This is a genomic window from Nonomuraea sp. GTA35 (assembly GCF_041950525.1).
Taxonomy (GTDB): Bacteria; Actinomycetota; Actinomycetes; order Streptosporangiales; family Streptosporangiaceae; genus Nonomuraea.
Window position 1 is genome coordinate 43064 of the sequence record NZ_JBGNUV010000021.1, and the last position, 21065, is coordinate 64128.

General features: G+C 73.2%; 19 protein-coding genes. 12 read left to right on the forward strand and 7 right to left on the reverse strand.

Going from position 1 to position 21065, the window contains the following annotated elements; translation table 11 throughout:
• Positions 1-2 precede the first annotated feature (2 nt).
• On the forward strand, positions 3-440 hold the full coding sequence (locus ACBJ32_RS53325) for a GNAT family N-acetyltransferase (protein ID WP_357874978.1): 438 nt from the start codon (positions 3-5) through the stop codon (positions 438-440).
• 24 nt (positions 441-464) lie between these two features.
• Here ACBJ32_RS53325 and ACBJ32_RS53330 read toward each other — a convergent pair whose 3' ends face one another.
• Positions 465-3467, reverse strand: coding sequence for a GH92 family glycosyl hydrolase (locus ACBJ32_RS53330; protein ID WP_375133408.1), 3003 nt, complete (start codon positions 3465-3467; stop codon positions 465-467).
• Between the two features lie 138 nt (positions 3468-3605).
• Here ACBJ32_RS53330 and ACBJ32_RS53335 point away from each other — a divergent pair, with 138 nt between their 5' ends.
• A complete protein-coding gene (locus ACBJ32_RS53335; RefSeq protein ID WP_375133472.1) occupies positions 3606-3962 on the forward strand; it encodes a YciI family protein in 357 nt (118 codons plus the stop codon).
• Between the two features lie 62 nt (positions 3963-4024).
• Here ACBJ32_RS53335 and ACBJ32_RS53340 read toward each other — a convergent pair whose 3' ends face one another.
• On the reverse strand, positions 4025-4630 hold the full coding sequence (locus ACBJ32_RS53340) for a GntR family transcriptional regulator (RefSeq protein ID WP_375133409.1): 606 nt from the start codon (positions 4628-4630) through the stop codon (positions 4025-4027).
• A 54-nt stretch (positions 4631-4684) separates the two neighbouring features.
• On the opposite strand from ACBJ32_RS53340, the gene aceE reads away from it, so the two are divergent.
• On the forward strand, positions 4685-7144 hold the full coding sequence (gene aceE, locus ACBJ32_RS53345; protein ID WP_357874986.1) for a pyruvate dehydrogenase (acetyl-transferring), homodimeric type: 2460 nt from the start codon (positions 4685-4687) through the stop codon (positions 7142-7144).
• On the opposite strand, the gene ACBJ32_RS53350 is transcribed toward aceE, so the two are convergent.
• Positions 7145-7582: a VOC family protein gene (locus tag ACBJ32_RS53350; RefSeq protein ID WP_375133410.1), complete on the reverse strand. Its 438-nt coding sequence runs from the start codon at positions 7580-7582 to the stop codon at positions 7145-7147. It lies immediately after the preceding gene.
• Between the two features lies 1 nt (position 7583).
• The gene (locus ACBJ32_RS53355; protein WP_375133411.1) at positions 7584-8147 is read right to left on the reverse strand and encodes a DinB family protein; all 564 of its coding nucleotides are present in this window, start codon (positions 8145-8147) and stop codon (positions 7584-7586) included.
• Positions 8148-8208: 61 nt separating this feature from the next.
• Between ACBJ32_RS53355 and ACBJ32_RS53360 the strand changes: the two genes are divergently transcribed.
• From ACBJ32_RS53360 to ACBJ32_RS53370, 3 genes are all read left to right on the forward strand, one after another.
• Entirely contained in the window at positions 8209-9201 is a 993-nt protein-coding gene (locus tag ACBJ32_RS53360) for a helix-turn-helix transcriptional regulator (RefSeq protein WP_375133412.1), read from the forward strand.
• 38 nt (positions 9202-9239) lie between these two features.
• Positions 9240-9377: a hypothetical protein gene (locus ACBJ32_RS53365; protein ID WP_375133413.1), complete on the forward strand. Its 138-nt coding sequence runs from the start codon at positions 9240-9242 to the stop codon at positions 9375-9377.
• A gap of 138 nt (positions 9378-9515) precedes the next feature.
• Positions 9516-11165, forward strand: a complete 1650-nt coding sequence (locus ACBJ32_RS53370; protein ID WP_375133414.1) for a RecQ family ATP-dependent DNA helicase — start codon at positions 9516-9518, stop codon at positions 11163-11165.
• Between the two features lie 17 nt (positions 11166-11182).
• Here the strand turns inward: ACBJ32_RS53370 and ACBJ32_RS53375 are convergent, their stop codons facing one another.
• Together ACBJ32_RS53375 and ACBJ32_RS53380 are read right to left on the reverse strand one after the other, a co-directional pair.
• Positions 11183-11923: a hypothetical protein gene (locus tag ACBJ32_RS53375; protein ID WP_375133415.1), complete on the reverse strand. Its 741-nt coding sequence runs from the start codon at positions 11921-11923 to the stop codon at positions 11183-11185.
• Positions 11910-12422, reverse strand: coding sequence for a SigE family RNA polymerase sigma factor (locus ACBJ32_RS53380; protein WP_357875005.1), 513 nt, complete (start codon positions 12420-12422; stop codon positions 11910-11912). The genes ACBJ32_RS53375 and ACBJ32_RS53380 overlap by 14 nt, the downstream gene beginning before the upstream one ends.
• 115 nt (positions 12423-12537) lie before the next feature.
• Here ACBJ32_RS53380 and ACBJ32_RS53385 point away from each other — a divergent pair, with 115 nt between their 5' ends.
• The 4 genes from ACBJ32_RS53385 (at position 12538) to ACBJ32_RS53400 (ending at position 16809) form a co-directional block, all read left to right on the forward strand.
• Complete coding sequence (locus ACBJ32_RS53385; RefSeq protein ID WP_375133416.1) at positions 12538-13425, forward strand: hypothetical protein; 888 nt, start codon at positions 12538-12540, stop codon at positions 13423-13425.
• A 79-nt stretch (positions 13426-13504) separates the two neighbouring features.
• Entirely contained in the window at positions 13505-14122 is a 618-nt protein-coding gene (locus ACBJ32_RS53390; RefSeq protein WP_375133417.1) for a DedA family protein, read from the forward strand.
• Between the two features lie 84 nt (positions 14123-14206).
• On the forward strand, positions 14207-14536 hold the full coding sequence (locus ACBJ32_RS53395; protein WP_375133418.1) for a hypothetical protein: 330 nt from the start codon (positions 14207-14209) through the stop codon (positions 14534-14536).
• Between the two features lie 77 nt (positions 14537-14613).
• A complete protein-coding gene (locus ACBJ32_RS53400) occupies positions 14614-16809 on the forward strand; it encodes a WD40 repeat domain-containing serine/threonine protein kinase (RefSeq protein WP_375133419.1) in 2196 nt (731 codons plus the stop codon).
• Here ACBJ32_RS53400 and ACBJ32_RS53405 read toward each other — a convergent pair.
• A complete protein-coding gene (locus tag ACBJ32_RS53405) occupies positions 16806-19187 on the reverse strand; it encodes a hypothetical protein (protein ID WP_375133420.1) in 2382 nt (793 codons plus the stop codon). The two genes, ACBJ32_RS53400 and ACBJ32_RS53405, sit on opposite strands and share 4 nt — an antisense overlap.
• Positions 19188-19542: 355 nt before the next feature.
• On the opposite strand from ACBJ32_RS53405, the gene ACBJ32_RS53410 reads away from it, so the two are divergent.
• Positions 19543-20442, forward strand: a complete 900-nt coding sequence (locus ACBJ32_RS53410) for a family 16 glycosylhydrolase (protein WP_375133421.1) — start codon at positions 19543-19545, stop codon at positions 20440-20442.
• A gap of 155 nt (positions 20443-20597) precedes the next feature.
• Entirely contained in the window at positions 20598-21062 is a 465-nt protein-coding gene (locus ACBJ32_RS53415) for a hypothetical protein (RefSeq protein ID WP_375133422.1), read from the forward strand.
• The last annotated feature ends 3 nt before the right edge of the window (positions 21063-21065 follow it).

Here is a 21065-nt window from a genome sequence, read left to right on the forward strand (position 1 = left end):
TGATGAAGATCGAGGAGCGGGCCGTCTCGGACCGCGAGCTCGCCGCCCTGCTCGACGCGGCCTTCGCCGAGCTGGTCGCCCGGTACGGGCCCGAGGGCCGCTCGCAGGTGAAGGAGGGCGCCAGGTACCTGGTGGCCTCGATGGACGGCCAGGCCGTCGGGTGCGGCGCCGTACAGCCGGTGGACGCCGTCACCGGCGAGCTCAAGCGCATGTACGTGGTGCCGGGGCAGCGCGGGCGCGGGATCGCCACCTCGCTCCTGTCAGCCCTGGAGGACCTGGCCAGGAGCCTCGGCTACGAGCGGCTGCGGCTGGCGACCGGGCTGCGCCAGCCCGAGGCCATCGCCCTGTACGAGCGGTGCGCGTACACGCTGACCGAGCCGTACGGCAGGTACGTGGACGCCCCGCTGACCCGCTGCTACGCCAAGGCGCTGGCACGCTAGGCGCCGGCGCCCTGGCGTGGCCGGCTACGCCCTGGAGCTGAGGGCGAAGACCTTGATGTTAGGAGCGGCGGTGCTGGTGAACGAGACCGCCTCGCGGGCCGGGTCGACCGGCAGCGAGACGCGCCAGATGCTCACCCTGCGGCCGTCGGCGGTGCCGTTGACGTTGTAACGGGTGTCCGCCGTGAGCGCCGCCTGCTCGCCGAAGCGCGGCGAGGCCGCCGCCCAGTCGGTCACCTTGAGCGGCGCCGTGGACGTCGTCCCGTCTGCGTAGGCGATCGTGACCTCGGTCTGCTGGTCACCGTTGACGGCCGTGACCAGCAGGTCGAGCGCCTGGTAGCGGCCCGGCGTGAGGTGGGTGCGCTGGCCGCGCAGGCTGTGGAAGTTGCCCGCCGTGCCCTTGGTGTCCGGGATCACGTAGGTCTCGTGCGGGCCGGGGGCGGGGAGCTGCTCGGCGGGGAAGCTCCAGCCCTTGCCGTCCAGGTTGCCCTGGGCCTTGGCGCCGGCGGTGGCCACGCCGTCCACGTCGTACTGGAGCTGCTGGGCGCACGCGGCTCCGGTGGGCTCGCACGCGGCCGGCAGGTTCGGGATCGGGGTCGGCGCGGCGGGCACGTGGTCCACGGGCAGGTCGGCGGCGGCGGTGGCCCACTGCTCGTTCGCGGTGGCGCCGACGTTGACGACGACCTCGCCGCCCCGGTTCAGCAGCGACTCGGGGAGCCAGGACCTGGTGTGCGTCCTGCCGTTGACCTTCACGTCCTGGACGTAGATCGCGTCGGGGGCGGCCTGCGGGGCCGTCACCGTGATCGTGCGGCCGTTGCCGCGCTTGATCCACGCCTTCGGGAACATGGGGCTGGACAGCAGCATCTCGGCGCGGCTCGGCGTCTGCGGGTACATGCCGAGCGCGGCGAAGACGTACCAGGCGGACATGGTGCCGAGGTCGTCGTTGCCGGGCAGGCCGCTGGGCCCGGTCCTGTAGACCAGGGACGCCATCGCGCGCACCGTCTCCTGGGTCTTCCACGGCTGCCCGAGCGCGTTGTAGAGCCAGGGGACGTGGATGCCCGGCTCGTTCGTCGGGTCGTAGCGGAAACCGTCGCCGCCCGTCGCCCACGAGCCGTCGGGCCGGTGGAAGAACGTGTCGAGCCGCCTGGCCGCCTGCTCCTTGCCGCCCATGGCGGCGGCCAGCCCCGACACGTCGTGCTGGACCATCCAGGTGTAGGTGGCGCTGGTGCCCTGGGCGAAACCGGCGTCCGAGGTCGGCGAGAACGGCCACAGCCAGCTCCCGTCGGCCTTGCGGGCCTGCTGGTAGCCGCCCTCCGCGCCGGCGGACGGGTTGAACGTGTTACGCCACCAGCTCGCCCGGGGCAGCAGCTCGGCGCGCTCCTTGTCGCGGCCGATGCGGCCCGCCCAGTCCGCGAGCGCGAAGTCGGCCGTGGCGTCCTCCAGGGTCTCGGCGGCGCCGCCCCAGCAGTGGCAGGTGTCCTGGGGGGCGTACTGCAGGCGCAGGTACTCGGCCAGGTTCGGGCGCTGGCCCTCGCACTGACCGGGGCAGCCCTTGTCGGACAGGCCGGACTCGTGCGGCACGGTGGCCTGCCTGTAGAGCGAGTCGAAGGCGCCGCGCACGTCGAAGTTGCGCACGCCGAGCGCGTGGAAGCCGGCCAGGGCGGGGGCCGACGGGTCGCCGGTCATGACGTGGGTGGGGCCGTTGACGTGCACCCAGCGGTCCCAGACGCCGCCGTTCTGCCGGGCCAGGTTGTACAGCGACTGCGCGTAGTCGCCGGCGACCTCGGGTTCGAGCAGGGCCAGGAGCTGGGTGTGGGCGCGGTACTGGTCCCAGCCGGAGAAGTTGCCGTACTGGACCTTCTGGCCCTTCGGCAGCCGGTGCACCTTCTGGTCGCTGCCCAGGTAGGTGCCGGCCACGTCGCTGGTGACGTTCGGCTGGAGGTAGGAGTGGTACATCGCGGTGTAGAACGTGGTGAGCTGGTCGGCCGAGCCGCCCGCCACCTCGATCGAGCGCAGGCTGTCGTTCCAGGCGCGGCGGGCCCTGGCGGCCACGGACGCCACGTCGTCGCGGCGGGAGATCTCCCTGGCCAGGTTCTGCCTGGCGGCGTCCAGGCTGGTGTAGGAGATGCCGACCTTCATGCGGACGGCGGCGCCCGCGGCGGTGTCGAAGCTGACGTACCCGCCGGAGCCCCTGCCCGCGCGGTCGGCGCCGGTGGCGTAACCCTCGCCGCCGGAGGCCGTGGTCGTGTCCTTGCGCAGCTCGCCGTTCACCCACGTGCCGGTGCCCGAGAAGGCCCGGTCGAAGGTGGCGGCGAAGTGCAGGCGGTAGTAGCTCTTGCGGTTGTTGACGCCGCCGTTGGCGCGGCGGCCGCAGAACGCGCCGGTCAGGACGGAGCCGGTGACCGTACGGGTGGCGGGGTCGATCGTGATCTCGGCGTCCTCGCTGCCGTTCAGCGAGTTCGACACGCGGAAGAGCAGGTTGGCCTGCTTGCCCTGGGGGAAGGTGAACTCGCCGACGCCCGCGCGGGTGGTGACCGACAGGTCGGTCTTGACGCCGGAGTCGAGCGTGACCGTGTAGCGGCCGGGCTCGGCGCGCTCGTTGTCGTGGCTGAAGGTGCTCGCGTAGATCGCGTCGGTGGTGTCCGCGGTCGGGGACGAGGCGACCTCGCCGGCGAACGGCATGATCGGCACGTCTCCGGCGGCTCCCGGGTGGCAGCCGGCGCCGTTGACGTGCGTGAGCGCGAAACCGCGCACGCGGGGGGTGTTGTAGGAGTAGCCGTTGGCGCCGGCGGCGTTGGTCTGGTCGCCTGCCGTGTTGGTGGGGCTCCAGGAGATCATCCCGAACGGCAGGACGGCCCCGGGATAGGTGTTGCCGCCTCCGGCCGAGCCGATCAGCGGATCGACGTGGGCCACTGGGTCGGTGACCTTGCCGGGGGTGAGGGTGGATGCGGCTGTGGCGGGTACGGCGACGACAGCGCTGATCAACGCGCCGGTGATCGCCGTGGCGAGCCACGAACGGGGAGAGAACACCTCGAGATCACACTGCCTCACCTTAACCGGGCCATGAACGCCCGAGTAAGCGGAGAAAAATCTCCGGAGGGATGTCGAGGATGCCGTCCCGGCTCCGACCAGCCGGTGAGAATCGAGGAGGACAGCATCGTGAAGTACATGGTCATGATCTACGGCAACGCCGAGCTCTGGGAGTCGTTCCCGGCCGAGGAGGCCGAGCGGGCGATCGAGCGGCAGGACGCGTTCAACCGCAAGTACGCCGGGACGGGGGAGCTGCTGCTGGCGTACGGGAACGCCGACGCGGCGGAGGCCAAGACCGTCCGCGTGCGCGGCGGGGTGCCCGCCGTGACCGACGGCCCCTACCTGGAGGCCAAGGAGCACCTCGCGAGCTGGTACCTGCTCGACGTGCCGGACGAGCGCCGGGCCCTGGAGATCGCCGCCGAGGTGCCCTTCGCCTCGGTCGGCGCGGTGGAGGTGTGGCCGGTGCCGCACGAGGCGCCGGGCAACCGGCTCTGATCAGGGCCGGCCGGGTACGGCGTCGGGGGCGAGCGCCGCTTGCCGTAACAGGCTCGAAAGGTTCACCCCCCGGCGTAGGCGAGGATGTGGTCGCGCAGGATCACCCCGGCGCGCGGGTCGTCTCGTTCGAACGCCGCCACCAACGGCTCGTGGTCGGCGGCGTTCTCCAGGGCGTGCGTCCTGAGCAGGCGGATCGACAGGTGGGTCCACACCTCGATGCCGAGCGACTCCCACACCGACAGCAGCACCTCGTTCCCGGCCGCCCTGACGATCTCGCGGTGGAAGGCGACGGCGTGGCGCACCTGGTCGGCCAGGGTGCCGCCGGCCGCCTCGTGCAGGTGCTCCAGGTGGGTGCGCAGGGCCGCCACGGGCGGGCGGCGCAGCCGTACGGCGGTCTCCTCCAGCCCCGCCCGCACCACGTAGACCTCGTGCAGATCGGCCTGGGTGAGCTGGCGCACCCGCGCGCCCTTGTTGGGGGAGAACTCGATCAGGCGCAGCGCCGCCAGCTCGCGCAGCGCCTCGCGCACCGGGGCCTGGCTGACGCCCGCCTCGGCCGCGACCTGCCGTTCCACGATGCGGTCGCCCGGCCCCCACCGGCCGCCGATGAGGCCGTCGAGCAGGGTCTGGCGGATCTGGTCGCGAAGTGGCGAGCGCACGACGGGTTTCACAAGTCACACCCTACAGAACATCGGATGATCGATCATAGGGTGTTTAATGGAGGCATGGAGAAAGACCTGGACCCGCAGGAGACCGCCGAGTGGCTGGAGTCGCTGGAGGCGGTGCGGCGGGCGGCCGGCCCCGAACGGGCCGACTACCTGTTGAGCAGGCTCGCCACGAGCAGCCGCCCCATCAACACGGTCCCGACGGCCGAGGAGCCGCCCTACCCGGGTGACCTCGCGCTGGAGGAGCGCATCTCGGCCTATGACCGCTGGAACGCGGCCGTCATGATCACCCGGGGGAGCAAGCACGGCCTCGGCGGTCACCTGGCCACCTACGCCTCGGCCGCCTGGCTGTACGAGGTCGGCTTCAACCACTTCTTCAACGGCGAGCACGACCAGATCTACTTCCAGGGTCACGCCTCGCCGGGCATCTACGCCCGCGCCTTCCTGGAGGGCAGGCTGAGCGAGGCGCAGCTCGACCTGTTCAGGCGCGAGCCCGAGGGCGGGCTGCCGTCGTACCCGCATCCGCGCTCGATGCCGGACTTCTGGCAGTTCCCCACGGTGTCCATGGGGCTGGGCCCGCTCAACGCGGTCTACCAGGCGAGGTTCAACCGCTACCTGCACCATCGCGGCATCAAGGACACCTCGCGCAGCCACGTGTGGGCCTTCCTCGGCGACGGCGAGATGGACGAGCCCGAGTCCACCGCCGCCCTCACCCTGGCCGCCCGCGAGGGGCTCGACAACCTCACCTTCGTGATCAACTGCAATCTCCAGCGGCTCGACGGGCCGGTGCGCGGCAACACGAGCATCGTCCAGGAGCTGGAGAGCGTCTTCAGGGGCGCGGGCTGGCACGTGGTCAAGGCGCTGTGGGGCCACGACTGGGACGGCCTGCTCGGCTCGGACGAGCTGGTGGCGCGGCTGGGGCAGGTGCCCGACGGGCAGTTCCAGACGTTCGCCGCCTCGACCGGCGGCTACATCAGGGAGCACCTGTTCCAGGGGCTGGACGTGCCGTACTCGGACGAGGAGCTGCGGCGCATCGTGGGCGGGTCGCGCGCGGGCCACGAGCCGCGCAAGGTGTACGCCGCCTACCACCGGGCGCTCGCCAACCGGGGGGCGCCCACCGTCGTCCTCGTGCAGACCGTCAAGGGCTGGATGCTCGGCTCGGGCATCGAGGCGCGCAACGCCAACCACCAGATGAAGAAGCTCACCCAGGACGAGTTCCGGGTCCTGCGCGACCGGCTGCGGCTGCCGGTGCCCGACGAGGCGCTGGAGGGCGAGCTGCCGCCGTACGCGCACCCGGGGCCCGACTCCCCCGAGGCCCGTTACGCGGCCGAGCGGCGCCGCGCCCTCGGCGGTGCGGTGCCCCGCCGCACCGTCGTCCCCAGGCCGCTGCCCGAGCCGGGCGAGCGGGCGTTCCGCGCGCTGGAGAAGGGCTCGGCCCAGCCGGTGGCCACGACCATGGCTCTGGTGCGGCTCGTCAAGGACCTGATGAAGGAGCCGGAGACCGGGCGCAGGTGGGTGCCGATCGTGCCGGACGAGGCCAGGACGTTCGGCATGGAGTCGCTGTTCCCCACGGCCAAGATCTACTCCCCGCTGGGCCAGCGCTACGAGGCCGTCGACAGGGAGCTGCTGCTGGCCTACAAGGAGGCCACCGAGGGGCAGCTTCTCATCGAGGGCATCACCGAGGCGGGGTCGATGGCCTCCTTCGCCGCCGCCGCGTCCAGCTACGCCACGCACGGCGAGCCCATGATCCCGCTCTACATCTTCTACGCGATGTTCGGCTTCCAGCGGACCGGCGACCAGATGTGGGCGCTGGCGGACCAGCTCGGCCGCGGCTTCCTCGTCGGGGCCACCGCCGGCCGCACCACGATGACGGGCGAGGGGCTCCAGCACGCCGACGGCCACTCCCAGCTCCTGGCCTCCGCCAACCCGGCCTGCGTCGCCTACGACCCCGCCTTCGCGTACGAGGTGGGCACGATCGTCCGCGACGGCCTCAGGCGCATGTACGGCACGACCCCCGAGGACGTGTTCTACTACCTGACCGTCTACAACGAGCCGATGCCCCAGCCCGCCATGCCGGAGGGCGTCGAGGAGGGCATCCTGCGCGGCATCTACCGCTACGCGGAGGGCGGCGGCCAGGCCCACCTGCTGGCCAGCGGCACCGCCATCCACTGGGCGCTGGCGGCGCAGCGGCTGCTCCAGGAGGACTACGGCCTGGGCGTGGACGTCTGGTCGGTCACCTCGTGGAGCGAGCTGCGCCGCGACGCCATGACCTCCTCGGGCGTGCCGTACATCCGGCAGGCCCTGGCCGGGGCACAGGGGCCGGTGATCGCGGTCAGCGACTGGATGCGCGCCGTCCCCGACCAGATCCGCCCGTGGATCGACCAGCCGTGGACCTCGCTGGGCACCGACGGGTTCGGGCTGTCCGGCACCCGCGAGTCCGTACGCAGGCACTTCGGCGTCGATCCGCGCTCGATCGCCGACGCCGTGTTCAAGGCCGTCGAGGAGCAGGCCAGGCACTGATCAGTCGAGGCAGAACTCGTTGCCCTCGGGGTCGGCCATGATGATGTGTCCGGCCCCGAGCGGAGGAGCGGGCTCCTGCCGGTGCAGGCGGGTGGCGCCGTGGGCGACGAGCCGTCCGGCCTCCGCCTCCAAGGCCGCCATCCGCGCCTCGCCCTGGAGCCCGGGAGCGGCCCGCACGTCGAGGTGCACGCGGTTCTTGGCCTGCTTGTGCTCGGGCACCTTCTGGAAGAACAGCCGCGGCCCCGCGCGCTCCGGGTCGATCACCGCCGAGGCGTCGTTGCGGCGCTCGGGCGGCACGCCCATCGCCTCCAGGGCCTGCTCCCACGACTCGAAGCCCGGAGGCGGGTCGTCCAGCCGGTAGCCGAGCGCCTCGGCCCAGAACGCGGCCAGCTTGGCGGGGTCGGCGCAGTCGAAGGTGATCTGAACCTCGCGGGCCATCTCAGCTCGCCTCCCGCCGGGTGTGCAGGTGCAGGTCGCGCAGCAGGCACACCTCGGACAGGTGGTGGATCAGCTCGCGGTTGATGTGCAGCACCAGCGCCCCCATCGGGTACTCGGCGTACGGTCCCTCGGCCTCGCCGCACGGGCGGGCCAGGCCGTCCTCGCCGAGCGACTCGACCCCGGCCAGCCACGCCGCGTACTCGGTGTCGAGCTGGGCGAGCGCCTCGGCCGCCGTCGCGGCGTAGTCGAAGGAGTGGTAGTCGGTGTGCTCGCGGCCGAAGTGCGCGGCGTTGCGCATCGCGAGCACGCCGACGATCACGTGCCCGAGCCGCCAGGAGATCGTCGTGAACGGCGCCGGGTCGGGCGGCGGCGCCGCGAAGTCGATGGTCATCGCGCCGGAGCCGCCCTGGAGGGGCGCGACGCCGGTGCCGCGCGGCCGCACGTTCCAGCAGCCGGGGGCCGGCTCCCAGAAGTACTCGTCGTCGGTGAGCCCGTCGAGGCGCTTGCGCAGCTGATGGGTCCAGTGCCAGTCGATCTGCTCGCGGAGCAGGGAGTTCCAGGTCATGGCTCCAGCCTTCCCCTGATAGCGGACAGGTATGGTCCGTGTTCTGTGGAACGATGAGCGCATGACCGCAGAGGGGACGACCGAGCGGGTGCTGCGCCTGCTCTCACTGCTGCAGCGCCGGCTGTCCTGGACCGCCACCGAGCTCGCCGCCGAGCTGGGGGTCACCGACCGCTCGGTGCGCCGCGACGTGGAGCGGCTGCGCGCGCTCGGCTACCCCGTGCACGCGACGGCGGGCGTCGGGGGCGGCTACCAGCTCGGCGCCGGCACCCGGCTGCCGCCGCTGCTCCTGGACGACGAGGAGGCGATCGCGACGGCGGTGTCGCTGCGGCTGGCGTCCGGCGGCACGGTCGCCGGGGCGGGCGAGGCGGCGCTGCGCGCGCTGGCCAAGCTCGACCAGGTGATGCCGCCCCGGCTGCGCGCCGAGGTGCGGGCGGTGCACGGCGCCACCGAGACCCTGCTCGGCCCCGGCGTCGAGATCGACGCCGAGCTGCTGGTGACGCTGGCGCGGGCGTGCCGCGACGCCGTGCGCGTTCGGTTCCTGTACGCGGGGCGCGGCGGGGAGGAGCGCGAGCGTACGGTCGAGCCGGTGCGGATGGTCGCCACCAGCCGCCGGTGGTACCTGATGGCCTACGACGTCGGCCGCGACGACTGGCGTACCTTCCGGCTCGACCGCATGCGCGAGGTGGCGGCGACGACCTGGCGCTTCCGGCCCAGGGAGCATCCCGACCCGGTGGCCTTCGTGCAGCGGGGCGTGACGGAGGCGCCGTACCGGCATCTCGCGCGGGTGCGGCTGCGCGCCCGGCCCGAGCAGGTGCGGGAGCTGGTGCCGCCCCAGGTGGGGCGGATCGAGGAGGATCGCGACGGGTGGTGCGTCCTGGTCACCGGCGGGGACGACCTGGACCGCATCGCCGTGCACGTGGCCTGGTTGGGCTTCGAGGCGGAGGTGCTGGATCCCCCGGAGCTGCGCGAGGCCGCCGCCCGGCTGGCCCGCAACCTCGTGGCACTGGCCGGGGCGGGTGACGCCGGGTCAGGAGCGCTGGGCGACAGCCGATAGGCGGCATCGGGCAGGGCTGGGCGACGTCGCCGTCGCCCATGCGGACCAGCGGGAAGATCGTGACCTCGCCCCTGCTGACCCGGCACATCTCCTCCCACACGAACCGCTCGGCGTTCGCGCTGATCATCGTGTTGCCCTGCGCCAGGTCGGCCGAGAGCCGGTCGGCGAGCGCGTAGAGCGGGTCCACCGACAGCGCCCGGACGCCCGTGGCCGCGGCCTCGGCGACGAACCCGGACGCGCCCCCGGCGCAGTCGAGGACATGGAGCCGGGGTATGCGGGTAATGGCCGCCCCACCGGAGTGAAGGATGGGCGGCATGGGTTTATGGACGAGGTTGCGGGGCCGGTTCGGGCACCGCGGGCGGAGGCTGCGGGCCACGGCCCGGGAACGCTTCGGCTGGCGGACGCTGCGACCGGGCCAGCAGGAGGCGATGGAGCACCTGCTCCGCGGCAGGGACGTGCTGCTGGTCATGCCGACCGGCGGCGGCAAGTCGGCGGTCTACCAGGTTCCCGCGCTGCTGCTCGACGGGCCCGCGATCGTCGTCTCGCCGCTGATCGCGCTCCAGCGCGACCAGGTGACCGGCCTGCTCAAGGCCGACGCGGGCGGCGCCGTGGCGGTGAACTCGACCTCCTCCGTGGAGGCCGGGCTGGAGAAGGTGACGGCCGGGGACGCGGCGTTCGTGTTCCTGTCGCCGGAGCAGCTCGCCAAGCCCGACGTCGTCGAGCGCCTCGCGGGGGCGGGCCCGTCCCTGATCGCGATCGACGAGGCCCACTGCGTCTCGTCCTGGGGCCACGACTTCCGCCCCGACTACCTGCGGCTCGGGCAGGCCATCGAGCGCCTGGGGCATCCGCCCGTGGTGGCAATGACCGCCACCGCCGCGCCGAACGTCCGCGAGGAGATCGTCCGCTCGCTCGGCCTTACCCGGCCGGCGCAGATCGTCAGGGGCTTCGACCGCCCGAACCTCTCCCTGGAGGTGCGCCGCTTCGCCCGCGCGGAGGACAAGAGCCGGGCTCTGGTCGAGTACGCCGCCTCCCGCGAAGGACTCGGCCTCGTCTACGTCGCCACCCGCAAGGCGGCCGAGGAGTACGCGGCGGAGCTGGCCCGCAGGGGACGCCGGGCCGAGCCGTACCACGCGGGCATGCGCAGCTCGGCCCGCACCCGCGTGCACGAGCTGTTCACCGGGGGAGAGGTGGACACCGTCGTGGCGACGTCGGCGTTCGGCATGGGCATCGACCGGCCGGACGTGCGCTACGTGCTGCACGCCGCGCCGCCCGAGTCCCCCGACGCGTACTACCAGGAGATCGGCCGGGCGGGCCGGGACGGCGCGCCGGCCACGGCCGTGCTGTTCTACCGGCAGGAGGACCTGGGCCTGCGCCGCTTCTTCACCGGCGGCAGGGCCGACGGCGAGGCGCTGCTGCGCGTGGCGACGCTCGTGCGCGAGCACGCCGGCACCGTACCCGCCGGCGAACTCGCCGCGCTGCTCAAGCTGAGCACGTCCCACCTGGCCAGGCTGGTCAACCTGCTGGAACGCGCGGGCGCGCTCACCGTGACCGGCACCGGCGACCTCCGCTGCACCCCGGGCGGGCCGGCGCCGGAGCGGGCCGCCGCGCGGGCGGCCGAGCTGGACGAGACGCGCCGCCGCGTCGACGACTCCCGCATCGACATGATGCGCGGCTACGCGGAGACGAGAGGATGCCGGCGCCGGTTCCTGCTCGCCTACTTCGGCGAGCCGTACGCCGCCGCGTCGTGCGGCGCGTGCGACACGTGCGAGAACGGCGGCGCGCCCGAGCCGGCGCCCGCGCCGGACCGCGGGGAGTTCCCCGTGCGGGCGAAGGTGACGCACAAGCTGTGGGGGCAGGGGACGGTCATGAGCCGCGAGCACGACCGGATCACCGTGCTGTTCGACTCGGTGGGCTACAAGACCCTGTCGCTGGCCGTGGTCGAGGACGTCCTGCGTCCGCTCTGACGGCCTGCGCCTGGTCGTCACATGGTGGAGGTCAGCCCTTCCGCGATCTTCCTCAGCTCGGCGGTGACGGCCTCGGGGCCGGAGAACTCCTTGGCGTACACGGGGCTGAACATGATCTCGGCCCACTGCGCGTCGCCCATCTTGAGGAAGAGGGTCGGGGTGCCCGCCATGCCGTCCTCGCCGACGTTCGTCACGACCAGGTAGCCGCTCCGGTCGCCGACGGTCACGTCCTCGCCCTCGCCCTCCTCGCGGTGAATCCGGAGCCGGTCGTCGAGCTCCTGGACGGCCGCGTTCTCGTACACGAAGATCTGCACGCGGTAGGTGCCCTCGCTGTCGCCCTTGTAGTTCCACGAGGTGGTGTAGCTGTCGCCGTGGTTCACCGACCAGTTGCCCCACCGCAGCCGCTCGGGCAGGTACCCCACCTTGACGTGGCCGAACTCCCTGCCGTCACCGAGGTCCCCGAGGGTCTCGGGCTCGGTCCGGGCGGGCGGGGTGTCGTCGATGGCGGGCGGCTCCGGCACCGCGGAGGTCGTGGCCTGCTCGCCGACCTGGGCCGTCGGGCCGGCGGTCAGGTAGACGACGGGCGCGGCCACGACGGCCACGGACGCGATCACGGAGGCGGCCACCGCCGCGGCCTTGGCCCGGCGCCTCCTGTCCCGGTCGGCGCGGATCACCCGCTCCAGCAGGTCCGGCGCGGCCCGCAGCCGGGCGGTCTCGTCCGCCATGAGCCGGCGGACCTCGTCCTCAAGCGTGGGCATTCTTGATCACTCCTTCCACTGTGTCGCGGCCGAGCGCCGAACGGAGCTTGGCCATGGCCTTCGACGCCTGGCTCTTGACCGTGCCGACCGAGCAGCCGAGCGCCTCTGCGGTCTGCGTCTCGCTGAGGTCCTCCCAGTAGCGCAGCACGACCACCGCCCGCTGCCGGGGCGGCAGCGCGCGCAGCGCGTCCATGAGCACGTGGACCAGGTCGGGGTCGCCCGCACGGGCCGGCCGCTCAGGCGGGCTGTGCATGGGCACGATGCTGAGCACGGCCCGGCGGCGGGCGCGGCTGATGGCCGCGTTGACGATGACGCGGCGCACGTAGGGCTCGGGATTGTCGTGGCTGACCCGATCCCACTTCCGGTAGGTACGCTCCAGCGCCGTCTGCAGCAGGTCCTCGGCCTCTGTCTCGTCGCCACAGGCGAGATAGGCGACCCGCAGCAGGCTCGTGGCACGCGCGGCCACGAAGGCGCCGAAGTCGTGCTCCACGCCGCTCACGGCTGTCTGTCCGATTTCACGCCTCCTAATACGCCCGGGACTCCGCCGACCGTTGCCCGCCCGTGCCGGGTGATTCCCGGGCAACCCTCCGGGCGGCCCGAGCGTATGGATGGTCGTGAGTTGGAAACCAGTGAACAAGCTGATCACTCTCGGCGCCGGTCTGGCCATGGCGGCCACCGCCCTGGGCGCGCCGCCCGCCGTCGCGGCCGCTCCCCCGGAGGGGGCCTACTGGCACACCAGGAGCGTGATGACCAACGCCCACCCCTGGCGCTTCGGCACCAAGTCGGACTCCTACGGGCTGCTCCAGCGGCGCGTCTCCGAGACGTGGAGCGCGCCCGACGGCAAGCAGTGGTTCGGGTACCGCGAGCTGGGCGCGCAGCCGGCGACCGAGGCCGACAAGAAGGCGTGGCAGCGTGACGGCTCCCCCGCCAAGTGGAGCAGGTCGATCGACGGCAAGGTCGTGAAGCTGTCCGCCGAGCCGTCCAAGGGCCACGTGCGCCCCGTGCGCCAGGAACGCGACCAGTTCCATCTCGCGGGGCAGTGGCTGACGTACGACGAGGTGCAGCGCCTGCCCGCCGACCCGAACCGGCTGAAGGACTGGCTCACGAAGGCCGGCCAGGTCTACCGGATCGAGGCCGGTTCCATGACGGGCTGGCTCTCCTCGTCCCTGTCCCAGCTCCTGCACGCGCTCCCCGCGCCGAAGGAGGTGCGCGCCGCGGCCTACCAGGCCCTGCTGACGCTGCCGGGCGTCCGCGCCGGCGGCGACGCGAAGGACACCCTGGGCAGAGCGGGCGCCGCCGTCGTGATCGAGAGCTCCAGCGGCACGGGGAAGAAGGCGTCCACGCTCAAGCGGACGCTGATCGTCGACACCGGCAGGATGGTGCTGCTGTCGGAGGACCAGGCGGTCACGGTCGGCGGCAAGCCGTTCGGGGCGAAGTCCCCCGGGACGCTGATCGAGGCCGGCTGGACGAACTCCGGGCCCGCCGTCCCCGCCCTCCCCTGAGCGCCTGTGGTTTTCCGCACCCCAGGACGGCCAAACGCCCCATGGCCGCCAGAGCGTGATCGTTCCTACGCTCTTGCCCATGACGGAATGGCTGATTGACCTGATGGAAGCCCTCGGCGCGCCGGGAGCCGGGATCGCGATCGCGCTGGAGAACCTCTTCCCGCCCCTGCCCAGCGAGGTGATCCTGCCGCTGGCCGGCTTCACCGCCTCGCAGGGCGAGATGAACCTGCTCGCCGTGCTGCTGTGGACCACCGCCGGCTCGGTGGTCGGCGCGCTGGCGCTGTACGGGGTGGGCGCGCTGCTCGGCCGCGAACGCACGCTGGCCCTGGCCGCCCGGATCCCGCTGGTGAAGGTCTCCGACATCGCCAGGACCGAGGAGTGGTTCCGCAAGCACGGCCGCAAGACGGTGTTCTTCGGCCGGATGATCCCGATCTTCCGCAGCCTGATCTCCGTCCCCGCCGGCGTGGAACGCATGCCGCTGGGCTCGTTCACCCTCCTGACCACCGCCGGGAGCCTGCTCTGGAACACGGTCTTCGTCCTGACCGGCTGGGCCCTGGGCGAGCACTGGTCGCTGGTGGAGGCCTACGTCGGCATGGGGACGAACGCGGTGATCGCCACGGTGCTGCTGGCCGTGCTGGTCTTCGCGGGCGTCCGGCTGGCCGAGCGGCGCAAGGGCCGGCACGCGCTGCGCGGCTAGCGTCGCCCGCGCCGGCCGGCTCTTAGATCGACATTATGCGGCGCCTTTTATGGTGACGCCCGAGACCGTACTCGGGAGCAGCCCATGTCACAGCGAAAGGTGAAGCGCAGGCGCGCCGCCATGCGGCGCGAGGAGGCTCTGCGGCAGGAGCGGCGCAGGCGTCTGAGGCGCAGGTTCGGTTACGGGGCCGCCGCTGTCGTGGCGGTGGTGTTCGTCGCGATCGGGGTGCTGGCGTACCTGTCGGTCGGTACGCAGTCCGCGCCCGCCGCCGGCACCGCCCCGCCCTCCGCCTCCGCCTCCGCCTCCGTCTCCGCGACAGCCCCGACCACGACCCCGCCCACGAAGCCCACGACCCCGCCCACGAAGCCCACGACGACGCCCACGACCACGCCGGATGAGCGCTCGGGAGAGTAGGCTCTTAGCACTGCATTTCGTGCGTAAGCGTCCGTAAGCCATCGTTGCGCTGAGCATCCTTCTTGGGGAAGGTACGTGTGCCCAGTTTCAGCCCTCTGCGGCCGGCCGACCCGCGCCAAGTAGGTCCCTACCGGCTGACGGGCTTTCTGGGCGCGGGCGGCCAGGGCACCGTGTACGTCGGGGAGTCGCCCGAGGGCCAGGTCGTCGCGATCAAGGTGCTGCACGCCCGGCTGTCGGAGGAGCCGCAGGCCCGCGAGCGGTTCCTCCAGGAGATCGCCGCCACCCGGCAGGTACGGCAGTTCTGCACGGCCCGCGTGCTCGACGCCGACACCAGCGGTGACCAGCCGTACGTGGTCAGCCAGTACGTCGAGGGCATCTCGCTGAGCCGGCTCATCGCCACGCAGGGGGTCCGCGACCCCGACGCGCTGGAGCGGCTGGCGGTCGCCACCGTCACCGCTCTGGTCGCCATCCACCAGGCCGGCATCGTGCACCGCGACTTCAAGCCCAGCAACGTCGTCTGCGGCCCCGACGGGCCCCGGGTGATCGACTTCGGGCTGGCGCGCGCCCTGGACTCCACGGTCGCCGAGAGCAGCGAGATCCTCGGGACGCCTGCCTACATGGCGCCGGAGCAGTTCAGCGCCGGGGTGGTGACCGGGGCGTCGGACATGTTCAGCTGGGCCGCCACCATGGCGTACGCGGCGGGCGGGCGGCCGCCGTTCGGGACCGACAGCATCCCGGCGCTCTTCCAGCGCATACTCCACGAGGAGCCGGACCTCACCGGGCTCACCGAGCCGGTGCGGTCGCTGGTGGTGGCCTGCCTGGACAAGAACCCCGCGGCCCGGCCGACGGCGACCGACGTGCTGTTCAACCTGCTCGGCCACGGCGTGCCCGATCCCGCGCGGGAGGCGCCGGGCCAGGAATCCCTCTTCCCGCTCGGGACGCCGCGGCGGTCTGGCGGTGGCGAGAGCACCGCGTATAGGACGGGGGCGCCGTCGCGCCCGGTGTCACCCTCGCTGCCTGGCTCGTCCTCGTTGCCCGGCTCATCGTCGCTGTCCGGGCCGTCCCTGGCCTCCGGCGGGGCGCCGCTCTCCGGCTCGGGCCCGCTCTCCGGCTCGGGCCCGCTCTCCGGCTCGGGCCCGCTCTCCGGTTCGGGTGCGGTCTCCGGCTCGGGCCCGCTCTCCGGCTCGGGGCCGGTGTCGGCGACGGAGTCGCTGGTGGGGCCGGGTGCTCGCCCTGGCCTCAGGTCGCGGCGCACCCTGGTCACCGCGTCACTCGGGCTGGTGGCCGCTGGGGCTGTCACCACGGTCGCGTACCTCGCGCTGGCCACGCCGGCGACGCCCACGGCCGTGACCCGGCCCACCGTCGTCCCGGGGCCCACGACGCCGGTGATCTCGCCGGAGGTGACCCGGACCCTCTCCCCGGATCCCGCCTACGCCGTCGCCTACAGCCCGGACGGGAAGACGTTCGCGACCGGCGGGGCCGACGGCGCCGTGCAGGTGTGGGACGCCGCCGGCCGCCGCGTCACCGCCTCGCTCGACGGCCACACCAAGGGCGTGCACGCGGTGGCGTTCAGCCCCGACGGCAAGACGCTCGCGACGGGCAGCGACGACGGGACCGTACGGCTGTGGAGCCTGCCTTCAGGGGAGGGCAAGGGCACGCTCACCGGCCACACAGGAGGGGTCGGTTCGGTGGCGTTCAGCCCGGACGGCAGGACCGTGGCCAGCGCCAGCCGCGACCGGACCGTGCGGTTGTGGAACGCCGAGACGGGCGACGGCACCGCGATCCTCACCGGCCACACCGACTGGGTGGACTCGGTGGCGTTCAGCCCGGACGGCGCCACGATCGCCACGGCCAGCCACGACCGGACCGTCCGGCTGTGGCATCCGGCGGCCGGCGAGGCCACCGCCGTGCTCTCCGGCCACCGCTACTGGGTCTTCTCGGTGGCCTTCAGCCCGGACGGGAAGACGCTGGCCAGCGCGAGCGCCGACCGCACCGTCCGGCTGTGGGACGTCGCCGCCCGCAAGGAGCGCACCGTGCTCGCCGGTCACCGCGGCTGGGCCACCGCGGTCGCCTTCAGCCCGGACGGCCGGACGCTGGCCAGCGGGGGCTATGACCGCAAGGTACGGCTGTGGGAGGTGGCGAGCGGGCGCGGCACCGGCGAGCTGGACGGGCCGGCCGACTGGGTCTACTCGGTGGCCTTCAGCCGGGACGGCGCCACCGTCACCGGGGTCGCCGGTGACGCCACGCTGAGGGTGTGGGGCACCACCGGTTAGGGAGCGCCGCCCTCCTCGGAGGGCGCCGGCAGCGGGCGCCGCCACACGGTCGGCTCGTCGCCGTGGCCGGTCGCCGTGGACCCCACGCCGACGAGCTCGCCGTCCACCGTGGTGAACGCGCTCAGCCGCTGGTCGCCAGGCCCGGACATGCCGGTGCCGCGCGGTTGCTCCGGCTTCCACGAGCGGCCGTCCGCCGACGTCCAGATGACCACGTCGCCGGGCCTGCCCACGGTGCCGGCCACGACGAAGCCCCGCGGGGTCGCGGCCACGGCCGTGACGCTGGACTGCTCGCCTGCCACCACGGGCAGCGTGATCGGCTGCCAGCTCCGGCCGCCGTCGAGCGAGGCGTACCCGAACGCGGCCGTGCCCGTGCCGTTGCCGGTGACGGCCGTGCCGGCGGTCACCAGGACGTCGTCGTGGGAGGCGATGTGGGGCAGCCAGCCCTCGTTGACGCCGGCCGGGATCGGCAGGCGCACCAGCGACCACTTGCGGCCGTCGGGCGAGAGCCACACGGTGGGGCGGCGGACGAAGACGCCGCCGTAGGCGTTGGGGTCGGTCACGCCGCCGGCGGCGACGAAGCCGAACATGCCGCTGGTCACGGAGTTCATCCAGCGCCTGGTCGCCTGCGTGCCGATGAGGTTGTCCTCGCCCGCCGGGATGCCGCGCTCCCAGGTCTTGAGGTCCGGCGACCACCAGGTGGCGGCGCCGAACCCGTCCTCGCCCACGATCACGTAGCCGTCGGGGCCGGCGGCGGTGCCGCGGGCGGTCAGCGGGTTCGTGCCGGCGGCCTGGAACGCCGGCGCGCCGTCGGCCCGCCGCCAGCTCTCGCCGTCCGCAGAGGTGACCACCAGGGGCCGGCCGGGCGTCCCGCCGCTCGTCCCGACCGCCAGCCAGCCCGCGAAGCCCGGCGCGATGCCGGTCAGCCGCTGCCGCCCCTGTCCGGCCAGGGCCTTGTCCTTGTCCTGGACGTGCTGCCAGGTGGCTCCGTCCGGGGAGGTCCACACGGCGGCCTCCCCGCTGGCGCCGCCGACCGCGACCACCCGGCCGTCGGCCGTGCCGAGGGCGTCCACGACCTTGCCGCTCCCGGTGGTGCCGGGGATGCCGGTGGGGACGTCCTTGCCGGCCTTGTCGCGCACCGCGAGCAGCGCGCCCGTGCCGCCGTGGGCCGCGTCGGCGCCCACCACGACGGTGTTGTCGGCGGCCGCCATGGCGTCGCGTACCTCGGCGCCCTCGGCCGTCGTGCCCGCGGGTTGCCAGGAGCGGCCGTCCGTGGTGCGGACCAGCCGGACGCCGCTGTCGGTCTCGACCGCGGCGACCGCCGCCTGCGCCGTGGCGGTCAGCCGTAACAGCCGCCGGAAGCCCGGGACGTCGATCTTCGCCGCCGTCGTCCAGCGCACGCCGTCCGGCGAGACGTAGGTGGTGGCGTGGGAGCCGTCCTGGCGGACCGCGAGCATGGTCGTCGCGGTCGCGGCGAAGGCCAGCTCCGGCTTGCGGGACGTGCCGGGGACGGCGAACGCCTGCCAGGTCTCGCCGGCGTCGGTCGAGCGCCAGGTGATGTCGTACGGCTTGGTGGAGCTCTCGCCGCGGACCACGATGGCGTCCTTGACGCTCGCCACGTGGGTGAGGGCCAGGGTGCCGCCCGTCGGCGGGTGGAGCCGCCAGCCGGCCCGGCGCTCCCAGCTCCGGCCGTCGCGGGACAGCCACACCACCGGGGCGGCGTCGGTGAAGTCGCCTTTGTCGGAGGTCTGGCCCACGGCGGTGAAGCCGTCGCCGGTCCACTCGACGTCGGCGACCCGGTCGCGGGGGCCGAAGGCGAGGCTGGCGGTGGCGTCGGGCTGGCGGGTCCAGGCCGCGCCGTCGGGGCTCGTCCAGACGACGGTGCCGCCGACGCGGTCGCCGAGCGCGACCCACCCGCCGGAGCCCGCGGGGCCGGCCGCGAGATGGCGGGGGACCTCGCCCGCCACGGGCGGCTCGCCCTTCGCGGTCCGCACCTGGGCGCGGGCGAAGGTGCGGCCCGCGTCCTTGGACAGGAAGAACTCGGTGCGGTAGCCGGAGTCGGCGTCCTCGCCGCCCGCGACCACCACTGTGGCGCCCGCGGCGGCGACGCCGTTGAGCTCGAGCTGCCGGCCGTCGGCGCTGCCCGCGGGCCCCGCCGCGAACAGGTTGCCCGCCAGCTTCGCGGCCGCCGGCTCGTCGCCCTGGCGGGAGGCCACCAGCACGCCGCCCGCCACGAGGACCGCGAACGCGACGGAGGCGCCGCCGATCAGCAGCGAGCGGAAGCGCTTGCGCCGGTCAGGAGCCATCGGGTCGGTCGCCGGGTAGCCGACGTCGGGGTCGGTCAGCTCGGTGGTCGGCGGCAGGGACGGCATCGCAGGCATCGACGGCATCGACGGCCGGGACAGCGGCAGCGAGGACTGAGAGAAGCGCTCGACCGGCGGCACCGAAGCCTGCGAAGGCCGTTCGTCGAGCGGCACCAAGGGCTGGGAGAAGCGTTCGACCGGCGGTGCCGAGGGCTGGGAGAGTCGCTCGTCGAGCGGCGCCGAGGGCTGCGATGGCGGCTGTTCGTTTTCCTGCTCGGGCGATCCGCCGGGATCGCCCGTCTCGCTCCTCCAACCACCTCCGGTCACCGCAGCCTCTCCCTTTGGTATTCTCCCGGCCAGGACGGAGCCCCTCGCCGGAAGTCATTATTTATGGGAAGCGCGACGAAACGAAGTCCGAGCGCGAGCCGGCCCGATGACAGCGGCTGACGGCCCGGCCCGTTCCCGCACCTGGATCCTCGCCGCGGCGATCTGCGCCGCCGTGGTCGCGGCCGGCGCGGCAGGGGTGCGCACCATCGGCGAGACGCCCGCTGACGTGGCCGGGAACGGCAAGGCGACACCACCGCCCGCACAGTCGATCGAGCCTCCGCCGCTGGCGCTGCCCGAGGCCTCCTGGAAGCTGAGCTGGTCCGACGAGTTCAACGGGCGGGGCCGCCCCGCCAAGTGGACCGCCCTGTCCGGCACGAGCTGGTCGAACCGCAAGGCGCTGCACTACTACACCCCGGCCAACGCGGTGCAGGACGGCTCCGGCCACCTGGTCATCTCCGCCCAGCGGACGCGGGCCGCGGACGGCACGGCCTGCTGGTACGGCCCGTGCGACTACAGCTCCGCCCGGCTGGAGACCAGGGGCGCCTTCGACCAGGCGTACGGGCGGTTCAGCGCGCGGATCAAGCTGCCGCTCGGCAAGGGGCTGTGGCCGGCGTTCTGGCTCAAGCGCACCGGCGCGGGCAGCTCCGGCTCCGCGACGTACGGCGAGATCGACATCATGGAGAACCGCGGCCACGAGACCCATCTCGTCAGGGCCTACACCCACTCCAAGGGCCGCAAGGGCGGCGGCCAGATCAGGCTGCCGGAGCGCCTGGACGCCGGTTTCCACGTGTACGGCGTGGACTGGACGCCCCAGAGCATCACCTGGTGGGTGGACGGCAAGCCGTACGCCCAGTACCCGCGCTATCCCGGCTGGCCGTTCGACAAGCCCTTCTACCTGATCCTCAACCTGCAGGTCGGCGGCACCTGGGTGGGGAACCCGAGCGCCGGGACCCGCTTCCCGGCGCGGATGGTCGTGGACTGGGTGCGGGTGTACCGCCAGCGCTGAGCCGTGCTCCTTTGCCGGGAAGTCTGCTGAAACATCCGCTTGGAGCGGTCCTAAATAACGTTTGTGCCGCCGTAGCCATCAAATTGGGGCACCAGCCCCTTCCGGGACACTAGGATCAACCGTCCCATCAGCATCATGGTGAAGTCACGCCGTAAATGACGCGCTTATTTCCCCGTTCCCCTTCTGTCACGACAGCCGCCCTCCTCGGCGCGGTCGTCGTGGCCGTGCTCGGCGCGCAGACCGAGCAGGGACGCCACCTTCTGCTCACGGCCGGGCTGGCCGGCGCGCCGGTCGGGTACACCGAGCTGGCCTTCGCCGCGCCCGGGGTGCTGCCGGAACGCGTGCCCGCCACGTCGTACCTGGTCCCGCCCGCCTTCACCATCCGCAACGTCACCGGGCGGCAGCACGAGTACGCCTGGTCGGTCCACCTGACCGAGTCCGGCAGGACCCGTACCGTCGCCAGCGGCCGGGTGACCCTGGCCGACGGCCAGCCGGTGACCATCACGCCGCCCACGAAGGCGCTGTGCGAGCCCGGCCCGATCACTCTCGGGGTCCAGCTGGAAGGCGGCGAGGCCATCGCGTTCCGCGCCGCCTGCTCCGCGAACATCGACGAGGGGTAGGCG

Excerpts from the sequence above, each read along its gene's own strand:
- ACBJ32_RS53355 (WP_375133411.1), bottom strand. The coding sequence starts at position 8,147 with ATGACCTGGAACTCCCTGCTCCGCGAGCAGATCGACTGGCACTGGACC.
- ACBJ32_RS53335 (WP_375133472.1), top strand. The coding sequence starts at position 3,606 with ATGGTCATGATCTACGGCAACGCCGAGCTCTGGGAGTCGTTCCCGGCC.
- ACBJ32_RS53405 (WP_375133420.1), bottom strand. The coding sequence starts at position 19,187 with ATGCCTGCGATGCCGTCCCTGCCGCCGACCACCGAGCTGACCGACCCC.
- ACBJ32_RS53395 (WP_375133418.1), top strand. The coding sequence starts at position 14,207 with ATGTCACAGCGAAAGGTGAAGCGCAGGCGCGCCGCCATGCGGCGCGAG.
- aceE (WP_357874986.1), top strand. The coding sequence starts at position 4,685 with ATGGAGAAAGACCTGGACCCGCAGGAGACCGCCGAGTGGCTGGAGTCG.
- ACBJ32_RS53415 (WP_375133422.1), top strand. The coding sequence starts at position 20,598 with ATGACGCGCTTATTTCCCCGTTCCCCTTCTGTCACGACAGCCGCCCTC.
- ACBJ32_RS53350 (WP_375133410.1), bottom strand. The coding sequence starts at position 7,582 with ATGGCCCGCGAGGTTCAGATCACCTTCGACTGCGCCGACCCCGCCAAG.
- ACBJ32_RS53390 (WP_375133417.1), top strand. The coding sequence starts at position 13,505 with ATGACGGAATGGCTGATTGACCTGATGGAAGCCCTCGGCGCGCCGGGA.
- ACBJ32_RS53410 (WP_375133421.1), top strand. The coding sequence starts at position 19,543 with ATGACAGCGGCTGACGGCCCGGCCCGTTCCCGCACCTGGATCCTCGCC.
- ACBJ32_RS53325 (WP_357874978.1), top strand. The coding sequence starts at position 3 with ATGAAGATCGAGGAGCGGGCCGTCTCGGACCGCGAGCTCGCCGCCCTG.
- ACBJ32_RS53370 (WP_375133414.1), top strand. The coding sequence starts at position 9,516 with ATGGGTTTATGGACGAGGTTGCGGGGCCGGTTCGGGCACCGCGGGCGG.
- ACBJ32_RS53365 (WP_375133413.1), top strand. The coding sequence starts at position 9,240 with ATGCGGACCAGCGGGAAGATCGTGACCTCGCCCCTGCTGACCCGGCAC.
- ACBJ32_RS53360 (WP_375133412.1), top strand. The coding sequence starts at position 8,209 with ATGACCGCAGAGGGGACGACCGAGCGGGTGCTGCGCCTGCTCTCACTG.
- ACBJ32_RS53375 (WP_375133415.1), bottom strand. The coding sequence starts at position 11,923 with ATGCCCACGCTTGAGGACGAGGTCCGCCGGCTCATGGCGGACGAGACC.